General features: G+C 57.4%; 21 protein-coding genes. 13 read left to right on the top strand and 8 right to left on the bottom strand.

The window, feature by feature from the left end:
- Positions 1-92: 92 nt before the first annotated feature.
- Both C7534_RS21075 and C7534_RS21070 read left to right on the top strand, forming a co-directional pair.
- Positions 93-308, top strand: coding sequence for a dodecin (locus C7534_RS21075; RefSeq protein WP_008027736.1), 216 nt, complete (start codon positions 93-95; stop codon positions 306-308).
- Between the two features lie 121 nt (positions 309-429).
- Complete coding sequence (locus C7534_RS21070) at positions 430-651, top strand: DUF1161 domain-containing protein (protein ID WP_109786907.1); 222 nt, start codon at positions 430-432, stop codon at positions 649-651.
- Positions 652-718: 67 nt separating this feature from the next.
- On the opposite strand, the gene C7534_RS21065 is transcribed toward C7534_RS21070, so the two are convergent.
- Positions 719-1,720: an LLM class flavin-dependent oxidoreductase gene (locus C7534_RS21065; protein ID WP_046031089.1), complete on the bottom strand. Its 1,002-nt coding sequence runs from the start codon at positions 1,718-1,720 to the stop codon at positions 719-721.
- A gap of 240 nt (positions 1,721-1,960) precedes the next feature.
- Between C7534_RS21065 and C7534_RS21060 the strand changes: the two genes are divergently transcribed.
- Both C7534_RS21060 and C7534_RS21055 read left to right on the top strand, forming a co-directional pair.
- Positions 1,961-2,392, top strand: coding sequence for an OsmC family protein (locus tag C7534_RS21060; RefSeq protein WP_109786906.1), 432 nt, complete (start codon positions 1,961-1,963; stop codon positions 2,390-2,392).
- 157 nt (positions 2,393-2,549) lie between these two features.
- Positions 2,550-2,783: a DUF1161 domain-containing protein gene (locus C7534_RS21055; RefSeq protein WP_109786905.1), complete on the top strand. Its 234-nt coding sequence runs from the start codon at positions 2,550-2,552 to the stop codon at positions 2,781-2,783.
- A 6-nt stretch (positions 2,784-2,789) separates the two neighbouring features.
- Here C7534_RS21055 and C7534_RS21050 read toward each other — a convergent pair whose 3' ends face one another.
- Together C7534_RS21050 and C7534_RS21045 are read right to left on the bottom strand one after the other, a co-directional pair.
- Positions 2,790-3,209 carry a PA0061/PA0062 family lipoprotein gene (locus C7534_RS21050; protein ID WP_046031123.1) on the bottom strand — a complete coding sequence of 140 codons (420 nt, stop codon included), beginning with the start codon at positions 3,207-3,209 and terminating at the stop codon, positions 2,790-2,792.
- A 41-nt stretch (positions 3,210-3,250) separates the two neighbouring features.
- Positions 3,251-3,673: a PA0061/PA0062 family lipoprotein gene (locus C7534_RS21045; protein WP_046031086.1), complete on the bottom strand. Its 423-nt coding sequence runs from the start codon at positions 3,671-3,673 to the stop codon at positions 3,251-3,253.
- A 60-nt stretch (positions 3,674-3,733) separates the two neighbouring features.
- On the opposite strand from C7534_RS21045, the gene C7534_RS21040 reads away from it, so the two are divergent.
- Positions 3,734-4,822 carry an aminopeptidase gene (locus tag C7534_RS21040; RefSeq protein WP_109786904.1) on the top strand — a complete coding sequence of 363 codons (1,089 nt, stop codon included), beginning with the start codon at positions 3,734-3,736 and terminating at the stop codon, positions 4,820-4,822.
- A 92-nt stretch (positions 4,823-4,914) separates the two neighbouring features.
- Here C7534_RS21040 and C7534_RS21035 read toward each other — a convergent pair whose 3' ends face one another.
- Positions 4,915-5,565 carry an HAD family hydrolase gene (locus C7534_RS21035; RefSeq protein WP_109786903.1) on the bottom strand — a complete coding sequence of 217 codons (651 nt, stop codon included), beginning with the start codon at positions 5,563-5,565 and terminating at the stop codon, positions 4,915-4,917.
- Positions 5,566-5,594: 29 nt separating this feature from the next.
- Positions 5,595-6,140 carry a gamma carbonic anhydrase family protein gene (locus C7534_RS21030; RefSeq protein WP_109786902.1) on the bottom strand — a complete coding sequence of 182 codons (546 nt, stop codon included), beginning with the start codon at positions 6,138-6,140 and terminating at the stop codon, positions 5,595-5,597.
- An 89-nt stretch (positions 6,141-6,229) separates the two neighbouring features.
- Between C7534_RS21030 and prlC the strand changes: the two genes are divergently transcribed.
- The 3 genes from prlC (at position 6,230) to C7534_RS21015 (ending at position 10,698) form a co-directional block, all read left to right on the top strand.
- On the top strand, positions 6,230-8,281 hold the full coding sequence (gene prlC, locus C7534_RS21025) for an oligopeptidase A (protein WP_109786919.1): 2,052 nt from the start codon (positions 6,230-6,232) through the stop codon (positions 8,279-8,281).
- The gene (locus C7534_RS21020; protein WP_046031082.1) at positions 8,278-8,565 is read left to right on the top strand and encodes a YheV family putative zinc ribbon protein; all 288 of its coding nucleotides are present in this window, start codon (positions 8,278-8,280) and stop codon (positions 8,563-8,565) included. Before prlC ends, C7534_RS21020 begins: the two co-directional genes overlap by 4 nt.
- Before the next feature lie 111 nt (positions 8,566-8,676).
- On the top strand, positions 8,677-10,698 hold the full coding sequence (locus C7534_RS21015) for a M3 family metallopeptidase (protein WP_109786901.1): 2,022 nt from the start codon (positions 8,677-8,679) through the stop codon (positions 10,696-10,698).
- 29 nt (positions 10,699-10,727) lie between these two features.
- Here the strand turns inward: C7534_RS21015 and C7534_RS21010 are convergent, their stop codons facing one another.
- Both C7534_RS21010 and C7534_RS21005 read right to left on the bottom strand, forming a co-directional pair.
- On the bottom strand, positions 10,728-11,375 hold the full coding sequence (locus C7534_RS21010; RefSeq protein WP_046031080.1) for a phosphatase domain-containing protein: 648 nt from the start codon (positions 11,373-11,375) through the stop codon (positions 10,728-10,730).
- 215 nt (positions 11,376-11,590) lie between these two features.
- Complete coding sequence (locus C7534_RS21005; protein ID WP_046031079.1) at positions 11,591-11,893, bottom strand: hypothetical protein; 303 nt, start codon at positions 11,891-11,893, stop codon at positions 11,591-11,593.
- 193 nt (positions 11,894-12,086) lie between these two features.
- Here C7534_RS21005 and C7534_RS21000 point away from each other — a divergent pair, with 193 nt between their 5' ends.
- Together C7534_RS21000 and C7534_RS20995 are read left to right on the top strand one after the other, a co-directional pair.
- Positions 12,087-13,145: a PA0069 family radical SAM protein gene (locus C7534_RS21000; protein ID WP_046031078.1), complete on the top strand. Its 1,059-nt coding sequence runs from the start codon at positions 12,087-12,089 to the stop codon at positions 13,143-13,145.
- Between the two features lie 244 nt (positions 13,146-13,389).
- Complete coding sequence (locus C7534_RS20995) at positions 13,390-14,121, top strand: carbonic anhydrase (RefSeq protein ID WP_046031077.1); 732 nt, start codon at positions 13,390-13,392, stop codon at positions 14,119-14,121.
- Between the two features lie 115 nt (positions 14,122-14,236).
- Here C7534_RS20995 and C7534_RS20990 read toward each other — a convergent pair whose 3' ends face one another.
- On the bottom strand, positions 14,237-14,887 hold the full coding sequence (locus C7534_RS20990; protein ID WP_077430959.1) for a hypothetical protein: 651 nt from the start codon (positions 14,885-14,887) through the stop codon (positions 14,237-14,239).
- Positions 14,888-15,258: 371 nt separating this feature from the next.
- Between C7534_RS20990 and coxB the strand changes: the two genes are divergently transcribed.
- From coxB to C7534_RS20975, 3 genes are all read left to right on the top strand, one after another.
- Complete coding sequence (gene coxB / locus C7534_RS20985; protein WP_109786900.1) at positions 15,259-16,386, top strand: cytochrome c oxidase subunit II; 1,128 nt, start codon at positions 15,259-15,261, stop codon at positions 16,384-16,386.
- An 82-nt stretch (positions 16,387-16,468) separates the two neighbouring features.
- Positions 16,469-18,067, top strand: coding sequence for a cytochrome c oxidase subunit I (gene ctaD / locus C7534_RS20980; protein WP_046031074.1), 1,599 nt, complete (start codon positions 16,469-16,471; stop codon positions 18,065-18,067).
- A gap of 122 nt (positions 18,068-18,189) precedes the next feature.
- Positions 18,190-18,741 carry a cytochrome c oxidase assembly protein gene (locus tag C7534_RS20975; RefSeq protein ID WP_046031073.1) on the top strand — a complete coding sequence of 184 codons (552 nt, stop codon included), beginning with the start codon at positions 18,190-18,192 and terminating at the stop codon, positions 18,739-18,741.
- The last annotated feature ends 16 nt before the right edge of the window (positions 18,742-18,757 follow it).

Here is an 18,757-nt window from a genome sequence, read left to right as displayed (position 1 = left end):
GCAGTATTTCGGAACTTCCCCTTCCGATTGACCGACACAAGTCATACGAAAAATCACTGCTAGGCTGTATCTCACACCCTGAGGAGAACGCCATGACTGACCATCACACCTACAAAAAAGTCGAACTGGTCGGCTCGTCCACCAGCAGCATTGAAGACGCCATCAACAACGCGCTGGCCGAGGCCAGCAAAAGCCTCAAGTACATGGAATGGTTCGAAGTGACTGAGACCCGCGGGCACATCAAGGACGGCAAGGCGGCCCACTTTCAGGTGACGCTCAAAGTCGGGTTCCGGATTGCCAGCAGCTGAGTTTGAGCTAGTCTTCTGAACTTGCGCGCTGGCCGATTGCCATAGGGAATGGCAAAGCGCTACATGTGTGTATCCAGCCGATGACTGGATCCTCTTTTGATCCGACCAGGGAATGCGACCGATGAAGAAGTTTATGTTGGCAGTTGGTTTGTTGTGCCTTGCGGGGACAGCGTTTGCTGGCGGCAAGCCATGCGAAGAGCTGAAAGCCGAAATCGCCGCGAAGCTGGATGCCAAGGGCGTTTCTGGTTACTCGCTGGAAATTGTCGATAAAGGTGCCGCCGCCGGCGGGAAAGTTGTCGGCAAATGCGAAGCGGGCGCCAAGGTCATCGTCTACAAGAAGTAGCTTGATCGCGCTTTAAAGGAAAAAGCCGACGCAATGCGTCGGCTTTTTCATGGGCGCGTTTTGAGCGTCAACCCTTCATGACCTGCGCCAGCAGTTCATAGGAGTGAACACGATCGGAATGTTCGTACAGATCGCAGGTAAAAATCAGTTCGTCGGCTTGCGTCTGCTCAACCAGCACGTCCAGTTTGGCGCGGATTTTCTGCGGGCTGCCCACCATCGCCAACCCTAGGAAATCGCTGACCGCTTCGCGCTCATGCGGCAGCCACAACCCGTCCATGGTTTTCACCGGCGGACGCTGGACCAGGCTTTGGCCACGCATCAGGGCGAGAATTCGCTGATAGACCGACGTCGCCAAGTAATCGGCCTGCTCGTCCGTGTCAGCCGCCACCAGCGGCACACCGAGCATTACGTAGGGCTTATCCAATACCGCTGAAGGCTTGAAGTGATTGCGGTAGACGCGAATCGCCTCGTGCATGAAGCGCGGTGCAAAATGCGAGGCGAAGGCGTAGGGCAAACCGCGCTCGCCGGCCAGTTGCGCACTGAACAGGCTGGAACCCAGCAACCAGACCGGGACATTGGTGCCGGTGCCCGGCATGGCGATGATCCGCTGGTCCGGGGTGCGTGGACCGAGGTAGCGCATCAGTTCGGCCACGTCATCAGGGAAGTCGTCGGCGCTGCCGGAACGTTCGCGGCGCAACGCGCGGGCCGTCATTTGATCGGAGCCGGGTGCGCGGCCCAGGCCCAGGTCGATCCGCCCCGGGTACAGACTTTCGAGAGTACCGAACTGCTCAGCGATCACCAGCGGCGCGTGGTTAGGAAGCATCACGCCACCCGAGCCGACACGAATGGTCGAGGTCCCCCCCGCCAGATAGCCGAGCAGCACGGAAGTTGCCGAACTGGCGATGCCATCCATGTTGTGGTGTTCGGCGACCCAAAAGCGGTTGTAGCCGAATTTTTCGACATGCTGCGCCAGGTCCAGGGAGTTGCGCAGCGACTGGGCTGCGTTGCCGTTCTCGCGCACAGGCACCAGATCAAGGGTCGAGAATTTGATGTCGGACAGTCGTTTCATAAACCTGCTTCTCCAGTTAGGGCGCAGGTTTTTCTTACAAACGAAAACCTGCCGAATCCATAAGCGTGTTTCATGCAATGAGGGCATATACCCGAGTTTCAATAGCCAAGGCAAAAAACCTACGAAAATAGTAGGACAAACAAGATCGGGTGAACTTTGCACTGCCGGCTATCCTCAGAACCCTTGGCAACCGAAAACCACAAAGGCGCGACGCTCGTGCCGGATCTTGAGGAGGCAGGTATGGCTATTACGAAGAAAGCATCGGCTCATTGGGAAGGTGACCTGAAAACCGGCATCGGCTCGATCTCCACTGAAACCGGCGTGCTCAGGGACGCGCCTTACGGCTTCAAGGCACGTTTCGAGGGCGGCAAGGGTACGAATCCGGAAGAGCTGATTGGCGCAGCCCACGCGGGGTGCTTCTCCATGGCGTTTTCGATGATTCTTGGCGATGCCGGCCTCAAGGCTGACAGCATCGATACCCAAGCCGAAGTCACTCTGGATCAAGTGGACGGTGGTTTTTCAATCACCGCCGTGAAACTGATCCTCCAGGCGAAAATCCCGGGGGCGACGCAGGCGCAATTCGAGGATCTGAGCAATAAAGCCAAAGAAGGCTGCCCGGTTTCAAAAGTGTTGAATGCGAAAATCACGCTGGAGGCGACGTTGCTCAGCTGATGGCGGCTGTTCGCGCAAACCGATAAAAGATCGCAGCCCTCAACGGCTGCGTTCTTTTTTTGCGCCCGGACAAAACCTGACCAGCGAAATTGTGGTCGAATAAATGACAGCAGTGAATACGCATAACCCTGCGCGCTGCCTCAAAGGAGCTTCAACCATGAAACGTTTTACCTTGGCGGTTATCTGTTGCGCATTGGCCACATCGGCCCTTGCGGCACCGAAACCCTGTGAAGAACTCAAGGCCGAGATCGAAGCCAAGATCCAGGCACAAGGGGTTTCGTCCTACACCCTGGAAATCGTCACCAATGACGAGGTGCACGATCAGAACATGGTCGTGGGCTCATGCGAAAACGGCACCAAGAAAATCATCTATCAGAAAAACGACCGCTGATTCGCCTCACAGGCAATAGGACTCCCGGTCTTCTGCGACGATTTCGCGCTTGGCGTTGTACAACCGGGCGCCCGGAACAAGCGTGATCGACTGGCCTACCAGCACGTAACGCTGACCTGCTTCGAAATGATCATATTGGATGGTCAGGTAGCACAGCCGTTCCGTTGGACCGTCCATGACGCCCAAGCCACCCCCACCCGGTATTTCAAAATCGAATCGGACGAGCAGCTCGTGGCTGCCAGGCGTAACCTGGAAAAAGCGTCCGTCATTCAATCGCCGCTTGTCCAATCGCTCGGCCATCAGCAACTTATCGTTGGGGAATGGCACAGAGAAGTCGACCCAAGCCATCTGTGGATCAACCGGCGGCAACGGACTCTGACAGCCAGCAACAACGCTGGCAGCGAGCAACAGCATTAACCTGCGCATGATGAATGTCCCAATGATTTGGTCATTCAGCATACCGCCGATCAGGTGTGTTGGCAGCCTGCCGGTGTGCCGTGGCCAATGACTTTTCGCTGTTGGTTATAGAGTTTCGCCCACGGCCTGAAGCCGATATTCCCCGCTTGCAGCTGATAACGCTCCCCGGCGTTGAAGTCGCTGAATTTCACGTTTAGCTGACAGTCACGCCATAACGGCTCGGCATCCGGGCCGATATTGGTCGGCGCGACCGGGAACCGGTAACGCACCGTCAGCTCGTGGCTGCCGGGTTGCACCTGAAAATAGCGTTTGTCGGTCGTGGCTTTATCATCGACTTCCAACGCTTGCAGCGCCGAGTCTTTTCGTTGCGAGTCCAGGTCGATCCACGCCTGCGCCGGATCAGGGTGAGGCAATCCAAATACAGCACAGCCCGTCAGCATCAACAGGCCCCCCGTCAGCATCATCTTGTGCATAGCGCAGCTCCAGTCAGGCGGGATAGTCTTGCGGGCAGACTTTCCAAGGATGTTTTTATTTTGATCAGGCCGTTTCCAAGCCTTGGGTTACTTGATCGCGTTTTGCGCGTTTTGTTTCCGGGTATGTTGCTTTTGCTGCTCAACGGTTGCACCAGCGTCAGCTATTACAGTCAATTGGCAACGGGTCAGCTGCAACTGCTGCGGGCTCGTGAACCGGTGGCCGAGGTGATTGCCGATCCATCGCGCGATCGGACACTGCGTGCGCATCTGGCCCAGTCACAAAAAGCCCGGACATTCGCCAGCGAGCATTTGCACCTGCCGGACAATCAAAGCTATCGCCTGTATGCCGACATTGGCCGGCCGTTCGTTGTCTGGAATGTCTTCGTCACGCCGGAGTTTTCCCTGAAGCCACAGAACCATTGTTTCCCGATTGCCGGCTGCGTCGCTTATCGCGGTTACTACAGCCAGAGCGCGGCACGCGGCGAGGCGGCCTTGCAGCGCCTGCAAGGTATGGACGTTTCGATTGGGGGTGTCGAGGCGTACTCGACACTTGGCTGGTTCAACGACCCGATTATCAGCTCAATGATGGGCTGGGGTGACGAACGGCTGGCGACGCTGATTTTCCACGAACTGGCGCATCAACGTATTTATGTGAAGGACAACACGGAGTTCAACGAATCTTTCGCAACCTTCGTCGAACAGGAAGGCACTCGCCAATGGCGTGCAACCCGCGGTCTGGCGCCAGACACCGGAGCACAGGCACTACGACGGGATCAATTCACTCAGCTGGTGCTGGACACGCGCACGCGCCTTGAAAAGCTGTACGCCCAGCCCTTGCCAGCGGATCAAATGCGCCAGCGCAAGGCCGATGAGTTCGAGCGACTGCGCAGCGAATACCGGCAGTTACGTGACAGCCAATGGGTGGGGGACAGGCGCTATGACGCCTGGGTCAACGCGCCGATGAACAATGCCCGGCTGTTGCCGTTTGGGTTGTATGACCAATGGGGGCCTGCGTTTGCTGTGCTGTTCAAGCAAGAAGGTGGGGACTGGGTGAGGTTTTATGCGGCCGTCGAGAAGCTGGGGGCGTTGCCGGTTGGGGAACGTAAGGCGACGTTGAAAGCCTTGGCAGATAAGATCTCCGTCGACTGAACTGCCGCCATCGCGGGCAAGCCTTGCTCCTACAGATTTGGAAATCTGTGCATACCCCTTAGGAGCAAGACTTGCCCGCGATAGACCTCTGACTAGCGCTGCAAAAACGCCCTGTGCATCGCGTCCAGCGTTTCAAAGTGATAGGTCGGTGCTTCTGCACTCAACTCTTCGTGGCTGCCAAACCCGTAACCCACAGCCGCTGCATCCAGCCCATTACTGCGCGCACCGATCAGATCATGCTTACGATCGCCAATCATCAGGGTGTTGGCAGGATCCAGCCCCTCTTCAGCCATCAGATGCGCAATCAGTTCGACTTTATTTGTGCGCGTGCCGTCCAGCTCGCTGCCGTAAATCACTTTGAAGTGTTTGGCGAAATCAAAGTGTCGGGCGATTTCCCGGGCGAAAACCCAAGGCTTGGATGTCGCGATGTACAACTGCCGGCCCTGCCCTACCAACGTTTCCAACAGTGGGGTTACACCGTCGAATACGCGGTTTTCGTACAGGCCGGTCACCTTGAAGCGTTCACGATAGTAATTCACCGCTTCCCAGGCCTTGGGCTCGTCGAAGTCGTAAAACTGCATGAACGCCTGTAACAACGGTGGGCCGATGAAGTGTTCCAGTTTGGTCAGGTCAGGTTCGTTGATCCCCAGTTTGCTCAGGGCAAACTGGATCGAACGCGTGATGCCCTCGCGCGGGTCGGTCAGGGTGCCATCGAGGTCGAATAAAACGGTTTGGTAATGCATGAATAATCCTGGGCAATAATGGAAGAGAGTCAGAGCTGGTCGTAACCTTCAGCCAGATGCAGATCCTTGAGCTTCACGTAATTCGCCGCACTGTAAGTGAAAAAAGCCTTCTCCTTGTCGGTCAGCGGTCGGATCTGTTTCACCGGGCTGCCCACATACAGGAAGCCGCTTTCCAGGCGTTTGCCCGGCGGCACCAGGCTGCCAGCGCCAATGATCACGTCATCCTCGACCACCGCACCGTCCATGACGATGCTGCCCATGCCGATCAAAACCCGGCTGCCCACGCTGCACCCGTGAAGCATGACTTTATGCGCTATGGTCACATCGTCGCCGATCAGCAGCGGAAAGCCATCGGGGTTGAACGGGCCGGCGTGGGTGATGTGCAACACGCAGCCGTCCTGAACACTGGTGCGCGCGCCGATACGGATGCGGTGCATGTCGCCACGGATCACGGTCAGCGGCCAGACAGAGCTGTCTTCGCCGATTTCGACGTCGCCGATCACCACCGCCGAGCCATCGACAAAAGCGCCTTTACCCAGCAGCGGCGTGTGGTTCTGATACTTGCGAAGGTTCACGATAGGGTTTCTCTCTGTTGCCGATAGCTGCGGTGAGCGTCGATTGTAATTAAGATGGCCGCATGTTTCTTCCAGCCAAGGTGCCAACCGTGAGCGTGAACAACCCTCTTTTGCAGTCCTACGACCTGCCGCCGTTCTCCACGATCCGTGCCGAACACGTGCAACCGGCCATTGAACAGATCCTGGCTGACAACCGCGCCGCCATTATCGAGATCCTCAAATCCCAAGGCAAACAACCCACCTGGGCCGGTCTGGTATTGGCGATGGACGAACTCAATGATCGACTGGGTGCTGCCTGGAGCCCGGTCAGCCATCTGAATGCCGTGTGCAACAGCGCCGAACTGCGTGAAGCCTACGAGTCCTGCCTGCCCGCCTTGAGCGCGTACTCCACCGAGCTGGGCCAGAATCGCGAACTGTTCCAGGCGTTCGAAGCGCTCGCCAATAGTCCCGAAGCCGCCGGTTTCGATGTGGCGCAGAAAACTATCCTGGAACACTCCCTGCGTGACTTCCGCCTGTCGGGTATTGACCTGCCAGAGGCTGAGCAAAAACGTTACGCCGAAGTGCAGAGCAAACTCTCGGAGCTGGGCAGCCGCTTCTCCAATCAGTTGCTCGACGCCACTCAAGCATGGACCCGGCACGTCACCTATGAAGCCACCCTCGCCGGCCTGACCGATTCGGCCAAGGCGCAAATGGCGGCGGCAGCGCAGGCCAAAGGCCTGGACGGCTTCCTGATTACCCTGGAATTCCCGAGCTACTACGCGGTGATGACCTACGCCCACGACCGCGCCTTGCGCGAAGAAGTCTACGCCGCCTACTGCACCCGTGCCTCGGACCAAGGCCCGAATGCCGGTCAGAACGATAACGGCCCGGTCATGGAAGAAATCCTCGACCTGCGCCAGGAACTGGCCAAATTACTCGGTTTCGCCAGCTTCTCGGAGCTGAGCCTGGCCACCAAAATGGCCGAGTCCAGCGATCAGGTGCTGAGTTTCCTGCGCGACCTGGCCAAGCGCAGCAAGCCGTTTGCCGCTCAGGACCTGGAACAGCTCAAAGCCTATGCCGCCGAACAAGGCTGCCCGGACCTGCAAAGCTGGGACAGCGGTTTCTACGGCGAGAAACTTCGCGAACAACGTTACAGCGTGGCTCAGGAAGCCCTGCGCGCCTACTTCCCGATCGACAAAGTGTTGAGCGGGTTGTTTGCCATCGTTCAGCGTCTGTACGGCATCGAGATCGCCGAACAGAAAGGCTTCGATACCTGGCACCCGGACGTTCGCCTGTTCGAGATCAAGGAAAATGGCCAGCACGTCGGCCGATTCTTCTTCGACCTCTACGCTCGCGCCAACAAGCGCGGCGGGGCATGGATGGACGGCGCCCGCGATCGTCGCCGCACCGCTGAAGGCGTGCTGCAAAGCCCGGTGGCCAATCTGGTGTGCAACTTCACCCCGGCCGACAGTGGCAAGCCGGCGCTGCTGACTCACGATGAAGTCACCACCCTGTTTCACGAATTCGGTCACGGCTTGCATCACCTGCTGACCCGCGTCGAACACGCCGGTGTATCCGGCATCAACGGCGTAGCCTGGGATGCGGTCGAGTTGCCGAGCCAGTTCATGGAAAACTGGTGCTGGGAGCCAGAAGGCCTGGCGCTGATCTCCGGTCACTATGAAACCGGCGAGCCACTGCCTCAGGACCTGCTGCAGAAAATGCTCGCGGCGAAAAACTTCCAGTCCGGCCTGATGATGGTGCGTCAGCTGGAATTCTCGCTGTTCGACTTCGAGCTGCACGCCACCCACGGCGACGGTCGTAGCGTGGCGCAGGTGCTTGAAGGCGTGCGCGACGAGGTCTCGGTCATGCGTCCACCGGCCTACAACCGCTTCCCGAACAGCTTCGCCCACATCTTCGCCGGCGGTTACGCGGCGGGTTATTACAGCTACAAGTGGGCGGAAGTGCTGTCGGCCGATGCGTTCTCCAAGTTCGAAGAAGACGGCGTGCTCAATGCCGAGACCGGTCGCGCATTCCGCGAGGCCATCCTGGCGCGCGGGGGTTCCCAGGAACCGATGGTGCTGTTCGTCGACTTCCGTGGCCGTGCGCCATCGATTGACGCACTCTTGCGCCACAGCGGCCTGAGTGAGGACGCGGCAGCATGAGTGAGGGACCTGTGATTACCAAAAGACGCTTTATCGCCGGAGCGGTTTGCCCGGCTTGCAGCGAGCCAGACAAGCTAATGATGTGGAGCGAAGACGACGTGCCACATCGCGAGTGCGTGGCCTGCGGTTATTCTGACACCCTGAATGAACAAGGCCTTTCCGTGCCCAAGGAACTGGGCACGCGGGTCAACACCTCGGCACTGAAAGTGCCGGACGCCAAGGTTCAGGCCGTACAGTTTTTCCCGAACCCGAAGCTGAAGAAAAAACCTGACGAGCAACACTGAGTCGACACCACCTTCCACTCTTTGACGGGTGGAAGGTGGTATCTATCTACCGCCCTTCCTGCGTGCTTCCCGCTTAGGCTGATCCCTTCAGCCACTATCAAGGAAGACGCCATGCCTGATACCAATCCGCTTTTGCACCACTGGGATCTCCCGCCTTGGTCGGCCATCCGCGCCGAGCATCTGGTGCCGGCCATCGAATCAATCATTGCCGACAATCACCAAACCATTGCCGAGATCACGGCCAGTCAATCCGAATTTCCGACCTGGGATGACCTGGTGCTGGCCATTGTTGAAACCGATGCTCGCCTGGATGAAGCGATGGGCATTATCGAAACCCTGATGACGGTCAAACACGACAATAAAGCGTGGGACACCGCAAGCCGTCGCTGTGGAGACGCCCTGGCGCAGTACAAGACGCAGAAGATGAGCAATCGGGAACTCTGGAAAGCCTGCCTGCGTCTGGCGCAAAGCTCGATTGCTCAGAATTTCGACGATTCACGCAAAGCCGTCATGAGCAAGATTCTGCGTGAGTTTCGCTTGTCGGGAATCGATTTATCCACCGAGCAACAGCAACAGCTGACGCGGCTGAACCTCGGTATCAGCCTGTTCGAAGACCTTTTTTTGAGCAATCTGCACAGTGCCAGCTCGGCTTGGAGCAAGCACATCGACGACATCACCCGGCTCAATGGCCTACCCCAGGAGACCAAGGACCGTCTATCGCGCAACGCCCGACAGGCAGGACAAGATGGCTGGCTGATTCGTCTTGACCAGCACACCCGCCATCAAGTCATGACCTACGCCGAGAACCGCGCCCTTCGCGAAGAATACTTTATCGCCTACTCCACACGCGCTTCCGATCAGGGCCCAAACGCAGGGTCATTTGATAATGGTCCCGTATTGGAGCGTCTGTTGTCCCTGCGTCAGCAGAAAGCCCGACTGCTTGGGTACGAAAACTTCGCGCAATTGAGTCTCGCATCAGAAATGGCCGAATCCACGGCGCAAGTCAGCGAGTTTCTGCGTCGACAGGTGACGCTTGAGACACCGGCGCTTGTGCGGGACACCCAAGCGCTCGATGCGTTCGCGCTAGAGTGTGGCCTGAGTGAAGTCCACGCCTGGGACCATGATTTTCTCGCCGAACAATTGCGCCAGCAAAGTCTCGCAGGTGCCCTGAATGACCTGCGGGCCTATTTTCCCCTCGACGGGACTTTGCATCGGCTTTGCCTGTTCAGCGAACGTATGTTCGGGATCAAGATCGCCGAACAGACAACGTTCAGTCGCTGGCATGACAGCGTGCGACTGTTCGAAGTCAGCGAGCATGGGCAGGTGATCGGACACATTTACCTCGACCCCTTCCATCGAGAGGAGGCTTCGGACTATGCCTGGACCGCCACACGACGCAATCGACGAGTGAATGCCGAGGGTCGATTGATACTGCCGATTGCGATACTTCACCCCAACTTCACCCCAGGGATCGCCGATCATCCGTGCCTGCTTACCCACCAGGACCTGCGGGTGCTTTTTCATGAGTTCGGCCATTGTTTGCAGCACACCCTGACGCGATCACCTCATCACAACCTTTCCGGTATTTCACAACTGGGTCGTGATACCGCGGAGTTCGCCGGTCAACTGTTCGAGCGATGGTGCCTGTCGCGCGAGTTTCTATTGTGGCTGGCAGCGCACTACCAAACTGGCGAGCGATTGAGCGAGGAACGTATCGACAAAGCGCTGGCCGCTGTTCAAACACAAACCAGCCGGGAAACCGCGAGACTGCTGCTGGGTGCCTTGCTCGACTTCGATTTGCATCTTTGCCAGGGTGATAGCCGCAGCCTTCAGCAAGTCTTCGAGGACGTTCAGAGGAGGATTCCCGGCCTGCAACTGCCGTCCTATTGCCGGTTCGCCAACAGCTTTGACTACATGGTGACCGGCTACGCGGCCACGGTTTACGCCTACCAATGGTCGGGGGTGCTGGCGACCGAGGTGTTCAAGCGGTTTCAGCAGGAGTGGTTATTCAACCCCCAAACCGGCAGGGCCTTTCGCGAAGCCTTTTTTTCACCTGGCGACTCACGCTCACTGCTGATTGCCTTGAATGAGTTCCTGGGGCGGTCGGCCACCGATCAACTGTTAACGGCCTAGCCAGAGATCATTGCCAGCTAAACCCGTGATTACTCAACGTGAGCCGATTTGAACCAGCTCTTCATCGAACAAGTGGCGAACGGGCTGGTGCTGCAATCACCATTGGCCAACGCGATGCGGAGTTTATCGACGTCGGCCTGCATCATGTAACGCACGCCATCCTTGAAATGGGTGCTATCACCAAAGCCGCCCCGAGTCATTTCATTCAGGGCGTCTTCCTTGCTCCAACCCTGGATCACGACCCGGTACATGGCCGCCATCAAGCCCGTGCGGTCCGAACCGTGTTTGCAGTGCATCAGCACCGGGCCACTGGCCTCGGCGGCTTGAATGGCACGAAGGGCCTTGAGTACATCCGCGTCGTCCACGTGATTGGTCCGATAGGGCAACTGAACCTGAGCGATACCCGGCACAGACAACCAACTCGAGTCTGACTCTGGCAGGAAATTGATGACGGTTCCCACCTGCAATTTTTCCAGTAATGCAATGGCGCCGCGATCGGGCAAAGCGCTGCGGTAGAGCGTCGGGGACATCTGAAAGAGGTTGTATTTCGCTTCGACCGGTTGCGCCCATTCCGCCGGACGAGGGGACGCGCTGTCATCCGCAAGGGCGAGAGTCAGGTTGAAAAGTGCAACCAGTGACAACAGAAATGTGGCTGGCATGAGGCGCAGTCGGGACATGCTCGGACAACCGTATGAAAAAGTGTGGATAGGTGTCACGCAGCATCAGCCTTGAGCAGTCAAAGGCCTGTGAGCCTGCTGTCAAAGAATTGTGAACTGGCCACGCTCGTGGTACCGATACATTTCAATACTATAAAGCGACACGAAAAGATCCGCATCGCTTTACAAGTTCGCCGTTAAATCGTCGACTCGTCAATATTTATATATTGCGTGAGTTAAGGATTAATAATCTTCGAATAGGCTTTTGCCAATGCAACCAGAACTACTTTGTCCTGTGCATCAATCTCGCCATTGCCGTTTACATCGGGTGCGCCACTCAGGGTGAAGGTCATGCCGCCGTCATTCGACACGGCCTCGCGGGTGCTGGTGTCCAGCAGAGAGTAAGTAGACGTTCGGCTCTCGGGGTCATAGCCCTCTTCCTTCAGCGCAAACTGCATGGAAACCCGAACTTCTTTTGGACTAACAAGCGTAGGTGCCAACAGTTGAAGGAATACGCCACGCTGATTGTAATTCGACATTTATTAAATCCTTTTAATATGATTAACACGACAACTTCGTGCGAAATGAAGAATACTAACAACGCCACTAAACTTGCCATGCGCATTATGTTTCTCATAATGACCGGCCTCACATTATTCACACGCCGAGCGGCACTGGTCGATTGCATCGAGTCCGTATACTGTATGCACATACAGCTAAAGGATTTTGTCGATGGCTACTCCCTTGCCCCCTCGCGGACGCGGCACCGCGACCAACCCGCACAACCGCTTCGCGCCGAATCGCTCGGTGGCCGAGGATGACGGTTGGTATCAGGAAGCGCCGCTCACCCAGGGCACCGAAGTACGCATCGAAACGGCGAAAACCATCATCACCCGTAACAACTCGCCGGACTTGCCATTCGATCGTTCGATCAACCCCTATCGCGGCTGCGAACATGGCTGCATCTACTGCTATGCACGGCCCAGCCATGCGTATTGGGACATGTCGCCGGGGCTGGATTTCGAGACCAAATTGATCGCCAAGACCAACGCCGCCGATGTGCTGGAAGAACAGCTGTCCAAACGCGGTTATCAGTGCGCGCCGATCAACCTGGGGTCCAACACCGATCCTTACCAGCCAATCGAGCGTGAGCACAAAATCACTCGTAAAACCCTCGAAGTGCTGCTGCGTTACCGCCATCCGGTGACCATCATCACCAAAGGCTCGCTGATTCTTCGTGACCTCGACCTGCTGGCCGAACTCGCCGGGCAACGGCTGGTGGCGGTGATGATCAGCCTCACCACCCTGGACGATGAGCTCAAACGTATCCTCGAACCGCGTGCCGCAGCGCCCAAGGCCCGGTTACGGGCGATACGCGTCATGCATGAAGCGGGTATTCCGGTCGGTGTGTTGTGTTCGCCGATGATTCCGATGATCAACGACAGCGAACTCGAAAGCCTGCTGACCGAGGCGCATGCGGCCGGCGCGCAAAGCGCGGCCTACATGATGCTGCGCCTGCCGCTGGAAGTGGCGCCGCTGTTCGAAGAATGGTTGGCCGCCCATTATCCGCAGCGTGCCGCTCATGTGCTGAGCCTGATACGCCAGAGCCGTGGCGGTGAGCTCTATGACAGTCGTTTTGGTGCCCGGATGCGCGGCGAAGGCCCCTTTGCAGACCTGCTGGCACAACGTTTCAACAAAACCATCAAGCGCCTGGGGCTTAATCGTCGGGAAGGTTTTAATCTGGACTGCGATGCCTTCTGTCCGCCGGGTCGCCAGATGTCACTGATTTAAGGACAATTGGCCTATGGTTGAGTGGTGAGGAAATCACCGCACCTTTAGGCTGGTCACGTTTTTTGTGACCTGTAACACGCGTTCCAGAGCGGTCGACTCAGTTTGATTCAAGTTTCGGTAGCGACCTTGTTCGTAGAGTGACTGATGGGTCGAGGTTTTCGACCTGGATGTTTTTTAAACAGCCACTGGCTTCACACTGGACAAAACGGGACACTTCCCTGACTCCGCCATTGAGGATGAATTGATGAGTGAGAAGGATAAACAGCCGTTGGCTGCGTCGGCACAAGCCCAACCCGAGGCGGAAACCGCCGATGCAGCGTTGCAGCATATCGTTGACGGCTTTTTGCATTTTCACCATGAGGTCTTTCCACAGCAGGAGGAGCTCTTCAAAAAACTCGCCACGGCCCAGAGCCCCAGAGCGATGTTCATCGCCTGCGCCGATTCGCGCATCGTTCCTGAGCTGATCACCCAAAGCGCTCCCGGCGATCTGTTCGTGACCCGCAACGTGGGCAATGTGGTACCGCCTTATGGGCAAATGAACGGTGGTGTTTCCACCGCCATCGAGTACGCGGTCCTCGCCCTTGGCGTGCAGCACATCATCATTTGCGGGCACTCCGACTGTGGCGCGATGCGCGCAGTGCTGAACCCGCAAAGCCTGGAAAAAATGCCGACGGTAAAAGCCTGGCTGCGACACGCCGAAGTGGCGAAAACCATGGTCCAGGAAAACTGCCATTGCTCTGACGAGAACGAAAGCATGCACATCCTCACCGAGGAGAATGTGATTGCTCAGCTTCAGCATTTACGCACACACCCATCGGTGGCCTCGCGCATGGCCAACGGTCATCTGTTCATCCATGGTTGGGTCTACAGCATCGAAACCAGCGAAATCAAAGCTTACGACGCGGACCAGGGGCGTTTCCTGCCACTCGATGGCAGCCATCCGATTCCGGTGGCAACGCCCAAAGCGCGGTTCTAAAAACGCCTGAATCCTCGAGTGGGACCAGGCGAATTGAAATGAGGGGGAGTGAAGCGCGGGTTGGCAATGTGGGAGCGAGCCTGCTCGCTCCCACGGGAACATATTGTTCAATGGATCAAGCTGCCGGCTGATCCAGTTCCAGGCCTACACCCAAGCGGCGCGACATACACGGCCAGCGTTTCCACGCGGCGCCGGTGTCCGGGCTGTTGAGCTTCTCGCGGTAGGTTTCCACCGACTCCAGCGCAAAACTCTCATCATCGAGCATCTCGTCGATGGCGTGATGCACTGCTTCATCCAGTTGGTTGGCAAATTCCTCACCGATCAATTGGTGAGCAATCAGATTGGCGACCGTCATGTCCAAGGGGATCAGTGGCTGGCCGAAATGCTTGATGTACAGGTCGTTGACCTCTTCTACAAAACGGTGCGCCAGATAGGCTTCATCCAGCAGGCTGTCGAGCCCGACATGGCCGGCCATGATGGTTGGCGGCTGGAGGAAGTACTGCTCGGCGATGTTCAGCACCGGTTTGATTTGTGAATCGATACCCGCTTCCCTTGCCACTTCATTGGCTGCGTCCAGCAGATCGGGTACTTCATCGATGTAGGCGCTAATAAAACGCGTCAGTACGCCATTGGCATCAGCCTCTGGCAATTGGATAGCAGGGTGTAGATGAGGCAGTTTGGTCTGCAGCTGACGCGCCAGCAGGCCAGTGTCTTTCTCGTGTTGTTGGGCTTTTTGGATCTGCTCGCGCAATGCGGCGGTGTTCATGAAAACTCCAGGAAACAAAGGCAATGAAATAGGGAAGACATAACTTAGCTGCCTTATGAAAAATGCTAAGACGCATTTGTCATAATTGTTTCATCCTTGAGACGCCTCCGTTATATCGATTTGCCACCACTCGTCTGCATCCTTCTCCATTCGTGCCCTTGAACGCAAGTACCAGCTGTTTCAGATCATTTACGCCATCACATTGCGAGGTAGCAGTCGCTGTCTATACTCGGGTGGGAATGGAGTTAGCTGATGACGCCCGACTGCACACGCAGCAAGGCTCGGCGATTCAAGTTCGTAGTCTGAAAAAGCCGCTCCCTTGCCGCAGGTGAAAGCCGGCGGGATAACAAGAACGATAAGGGGAACCCGCAATGATGCGACATCCACACGTCTGGATGGGCCTCCTGTTGTGGTCGATTTTCGGTCAGGCGCAAGCAGCCTGGACTGTGAATATGGCGCCAGGAGCGACTGAAATCAGTCACGCAGTATTTGACCTGCACATGACCATTTTCTGGATCTGTGTAGTGATCGGCATCATCGTCTTTGGCGCCATGTTCTGGTCGATGATTCTCCACCGCCGCTCGACCGGGCAGGTGGCCGCAAAATTTCATGAAAGCACCACCGTCGAAATCCTTTGGACCATCGTGCCCTTCATCATTCTGGTGGCCATGGCGGTTCCCGCGACGGCAACCCTGATCAAGATGTACGACGCCAGTGAGCCGGATATCGACATCCAGGTCACGGGCTATCAGTGGAAGTGGCACTACAAATACCTGGGCCAGGACGTTGAGTTCTTCAGCAACCTGAACACTCCCGCCGACCAGATCCACAACAAGGAAACCAAGGGCGAGCATTACCTGCTCGAGGTCGACAAGCCGCTGGTGTTGCCGATTGGTGCGAAGGTGCGCTTTTTGGTGACCTCCGCCGACGTCATCCATTCCTGGTGGGTCCCGGCCTTCGCGGTCAAGCGCGATGCGATCCCGGGGTTCGTCAATGAGGCCTGGACCCGCGTCGACAAGCCCGGCATCTACCGTGGCCAATGCGCCGAGTTGTGCGGCAAGGACCACGGCTTCATGCCGATTGTGGTCGAGGTCAAGGAAAAGGCCGATTACGAAAAATGGCTCGCCGACCGCAAGGCTGAAGCCCTGCAACTCAAAGAACTGACCAGCAAAGAGTGGACCCTCGACGAGCTCAAGGAACGTGGTGACAAGATCTACCACACCACCTGCGTGGCCTGTCACCAGGCCGAAGGTCAAGGGCTGCCGCCGATGTTCCCGGCACTCAAGGGCTCGAAAATCGCCACCGGACCGAAAGAAGGTCACCTGAGCATTGTCTTCCACGGCAAACCCGGCACCGCCATGGCGGCGTTCGGCAAGCAGCTCTCGGAAGTCGATATCGCGGCGGTCGTGACCTACGAACGTAACGCCTGGGGCAACAACAAGGGCGACATGGTCACTCCTAAAGAAGTGTTGGAGCTGAAACAGGCGGAAAGCAAATGACCCGGTCTATTGCGTACTTAAGGAACGGGTTGGGGCTACGCGCCCCGACCTGCCCAGCCCATCTGTTTGCAGGAGACAGGACATGACTGCTGTAGTCGATGAACATGTTCATACCGCCACCGACCACACCCACGTCCACGGCCCCGCCAAAGGCCTGATGCGTTGGGTGCTGACCACCAACCACAAGGATATCGGCACGCTGTACCTGTGGTTTGCGTTTTCCATGTTCCTGCTCGGCGGCTCGTTCGCGATGGTGATTCGCGCCGAGCTGTTCCAGCCGGGGCTGCAAATCGTCCAGCCGGAATTCTTCAACCAGATGACCACCATGCATGGCCTGGTCATGGTCTTCGGTGCGGTGATGCCGGCCTTCGTCGGCCTCGCCAACTGGATGATCCCGTTGATGATCGGCGCACCGGACATGGCGCTGCCACGGATGAACAACTTCAGCTTCTGGCTGCTGCCGGCCGCGTTCCTGCTGCTGGTGTCGACCCTGTTCACCCCCGGTGGCGGTCCGAACTTCGGCTGGACGTTCTACGCCCCGCTGTCGACCACCTACGCACCGGAAAGCGTGACGTTCTTTATCTTCGCCATCCACTTGATGGGGATCAGTTCGATCATGGGCGCGATCAACGTGATCGCGACCATCCTCAACCTGCGCGCCCCCGGCATGACGTTGATGAAAATGCCGCTGTTCGTCTGGACCTGGCTGATCACCGCATTCCTGCTGATCGCGGTGATGCCAGTACTGGCCGGATGCGTGACGATGATGCTGATGGACATCCACTTCGGCACCAGCTTCTTCAGTGCCGCCGGTGGCGGTGATCCGGTTCTGTTCCAGCACGTGTTCTGGTTCTTCGGTCACCCCGAGGTGTACATCATGATCCTGCCGGCCTTCGGTGCCGTCAGCTCGATCATCCCGACCTTCTCGCGCAAACCGCTGTTCGGCTACACCTCGATGGTCTACGCCACGGCGAGTATCGCGTTCCTGTCGTTCATCGTCTGGGCGCACCACATGTTTGTGGTCGGCATTCCTTTGGTGGGCGAGTTGTTCTTCATGTACGCGACGCTGTTGATCGCGGTGCCGACCGGGGTGAAGGTGTTCAACTGGGCCAGCACCATGTGGCAAGGCTCACTGACCTTCGAGACGCCGATGCTGTTTGCCGTGGCGTTCGTGATCCTGTTCTCCATCGGCGGTTTCTCCGGGTTGATGCTGGCCATCGCCCCAGCGGACTTCCAGTACCAGGACACCTACTTCGTCGTCGCGCACTTCCACTATGTGCTGGTGCCGGGGGCGATTTTCGGGATCTTCGCCTCGGCCTATTACTGGATGCCGAAATGGACCGGCCACATGTACGACGAAACCCTGGGCAAGCTGCATTTCTGGCTCTCGTTCATCGGCATGAACATGGCGTTCTTCCCGATGCACTTCGTGGGCCTGGCCGGCATGCCGCGACGGATTCCGGACTACAACCTGCAATTCGCCGACTTCAACATGGTCTCCTCAATTGGCGCGTTCATGTTCGGCGCAACGCAGCTCTTCTTCCTGTTCATCGTGATCAAGACCATTCGTGGTGGCCCGCCTGCACCGGCCAAACCATGGGATGGGGCCGAAGGCCTGGAGTGGAGCATTCCGTCACCGGCGCCGTATCACACCTTTACTACGCCGCCGGAAGTGAAATGAAATGAAACGCCTGGCCTTTGTAGGAGTGAGCCTGCTCGCGATGGGTTCGACGCGGTGTGCCAGACACACCGCCATTGCGAGCAGGCTCACTCCTACAGGGTTTGGCGTGGAGGTTGGAAACCATGGCTGATTCGATTTCGATGAAAAAACTGGTCACCCGCCTGCTGCTGGTGGTGGTGGCCATGTTTGTCTTCGGGTTTGCCCTGGTGCCGATCTACGACGTGATGTGCAAGGCCTTCGGCATTAACGGCAAGACCGCCGGGCAATACGAAGGCGAGCAAACCGTGGACACCTCGCGGCAGGTTCGCGTGCAGTTCCTGTCGACCAACACTGCCGACATGCCATGGGATTTCTATCCCAAGGCTGAGGAGTTGACCGCCAATCCGGGCGCTGTGAACGAGATGATTTTCATCGCGCACAACCCCACCGATCGGCCGATGAGCGCCCAGGCCGTGCCGAGCATCGCGCCCAGCACAGCCGCGGCGTACTTCCACAAGACCGAATGTTTTTGCTTTACCCAGCAAGTGCTGCAGCCCGGTCAACGGATCGAGATGCCGGTACGTTTCATCGTTGACCGTGACATGCCCAAGGATGTGAAGCACCTGACGCTGTCCTACACGCTGTTCGATATCACCGCCCGACATCCACCGGTAGCTGTAAACACTGGCGGCTGAGCGTGCCCGATAAGGA

This window comes from Pseudomonas sp. OV226 (genome assembly GCF_003148705.1).
Taxonomy (GTDB): Bacteria; Pseudomonadota; Gammaproteobacteria; order Pseudomonadales; family Pseudomonadaceae; genus Aquipseudomonas.
The sequence above is the reverse complement of the archived record's forward strand: the minus strand, read 5'-3'. Positions and strand labels throughout refer to the sequence as shown.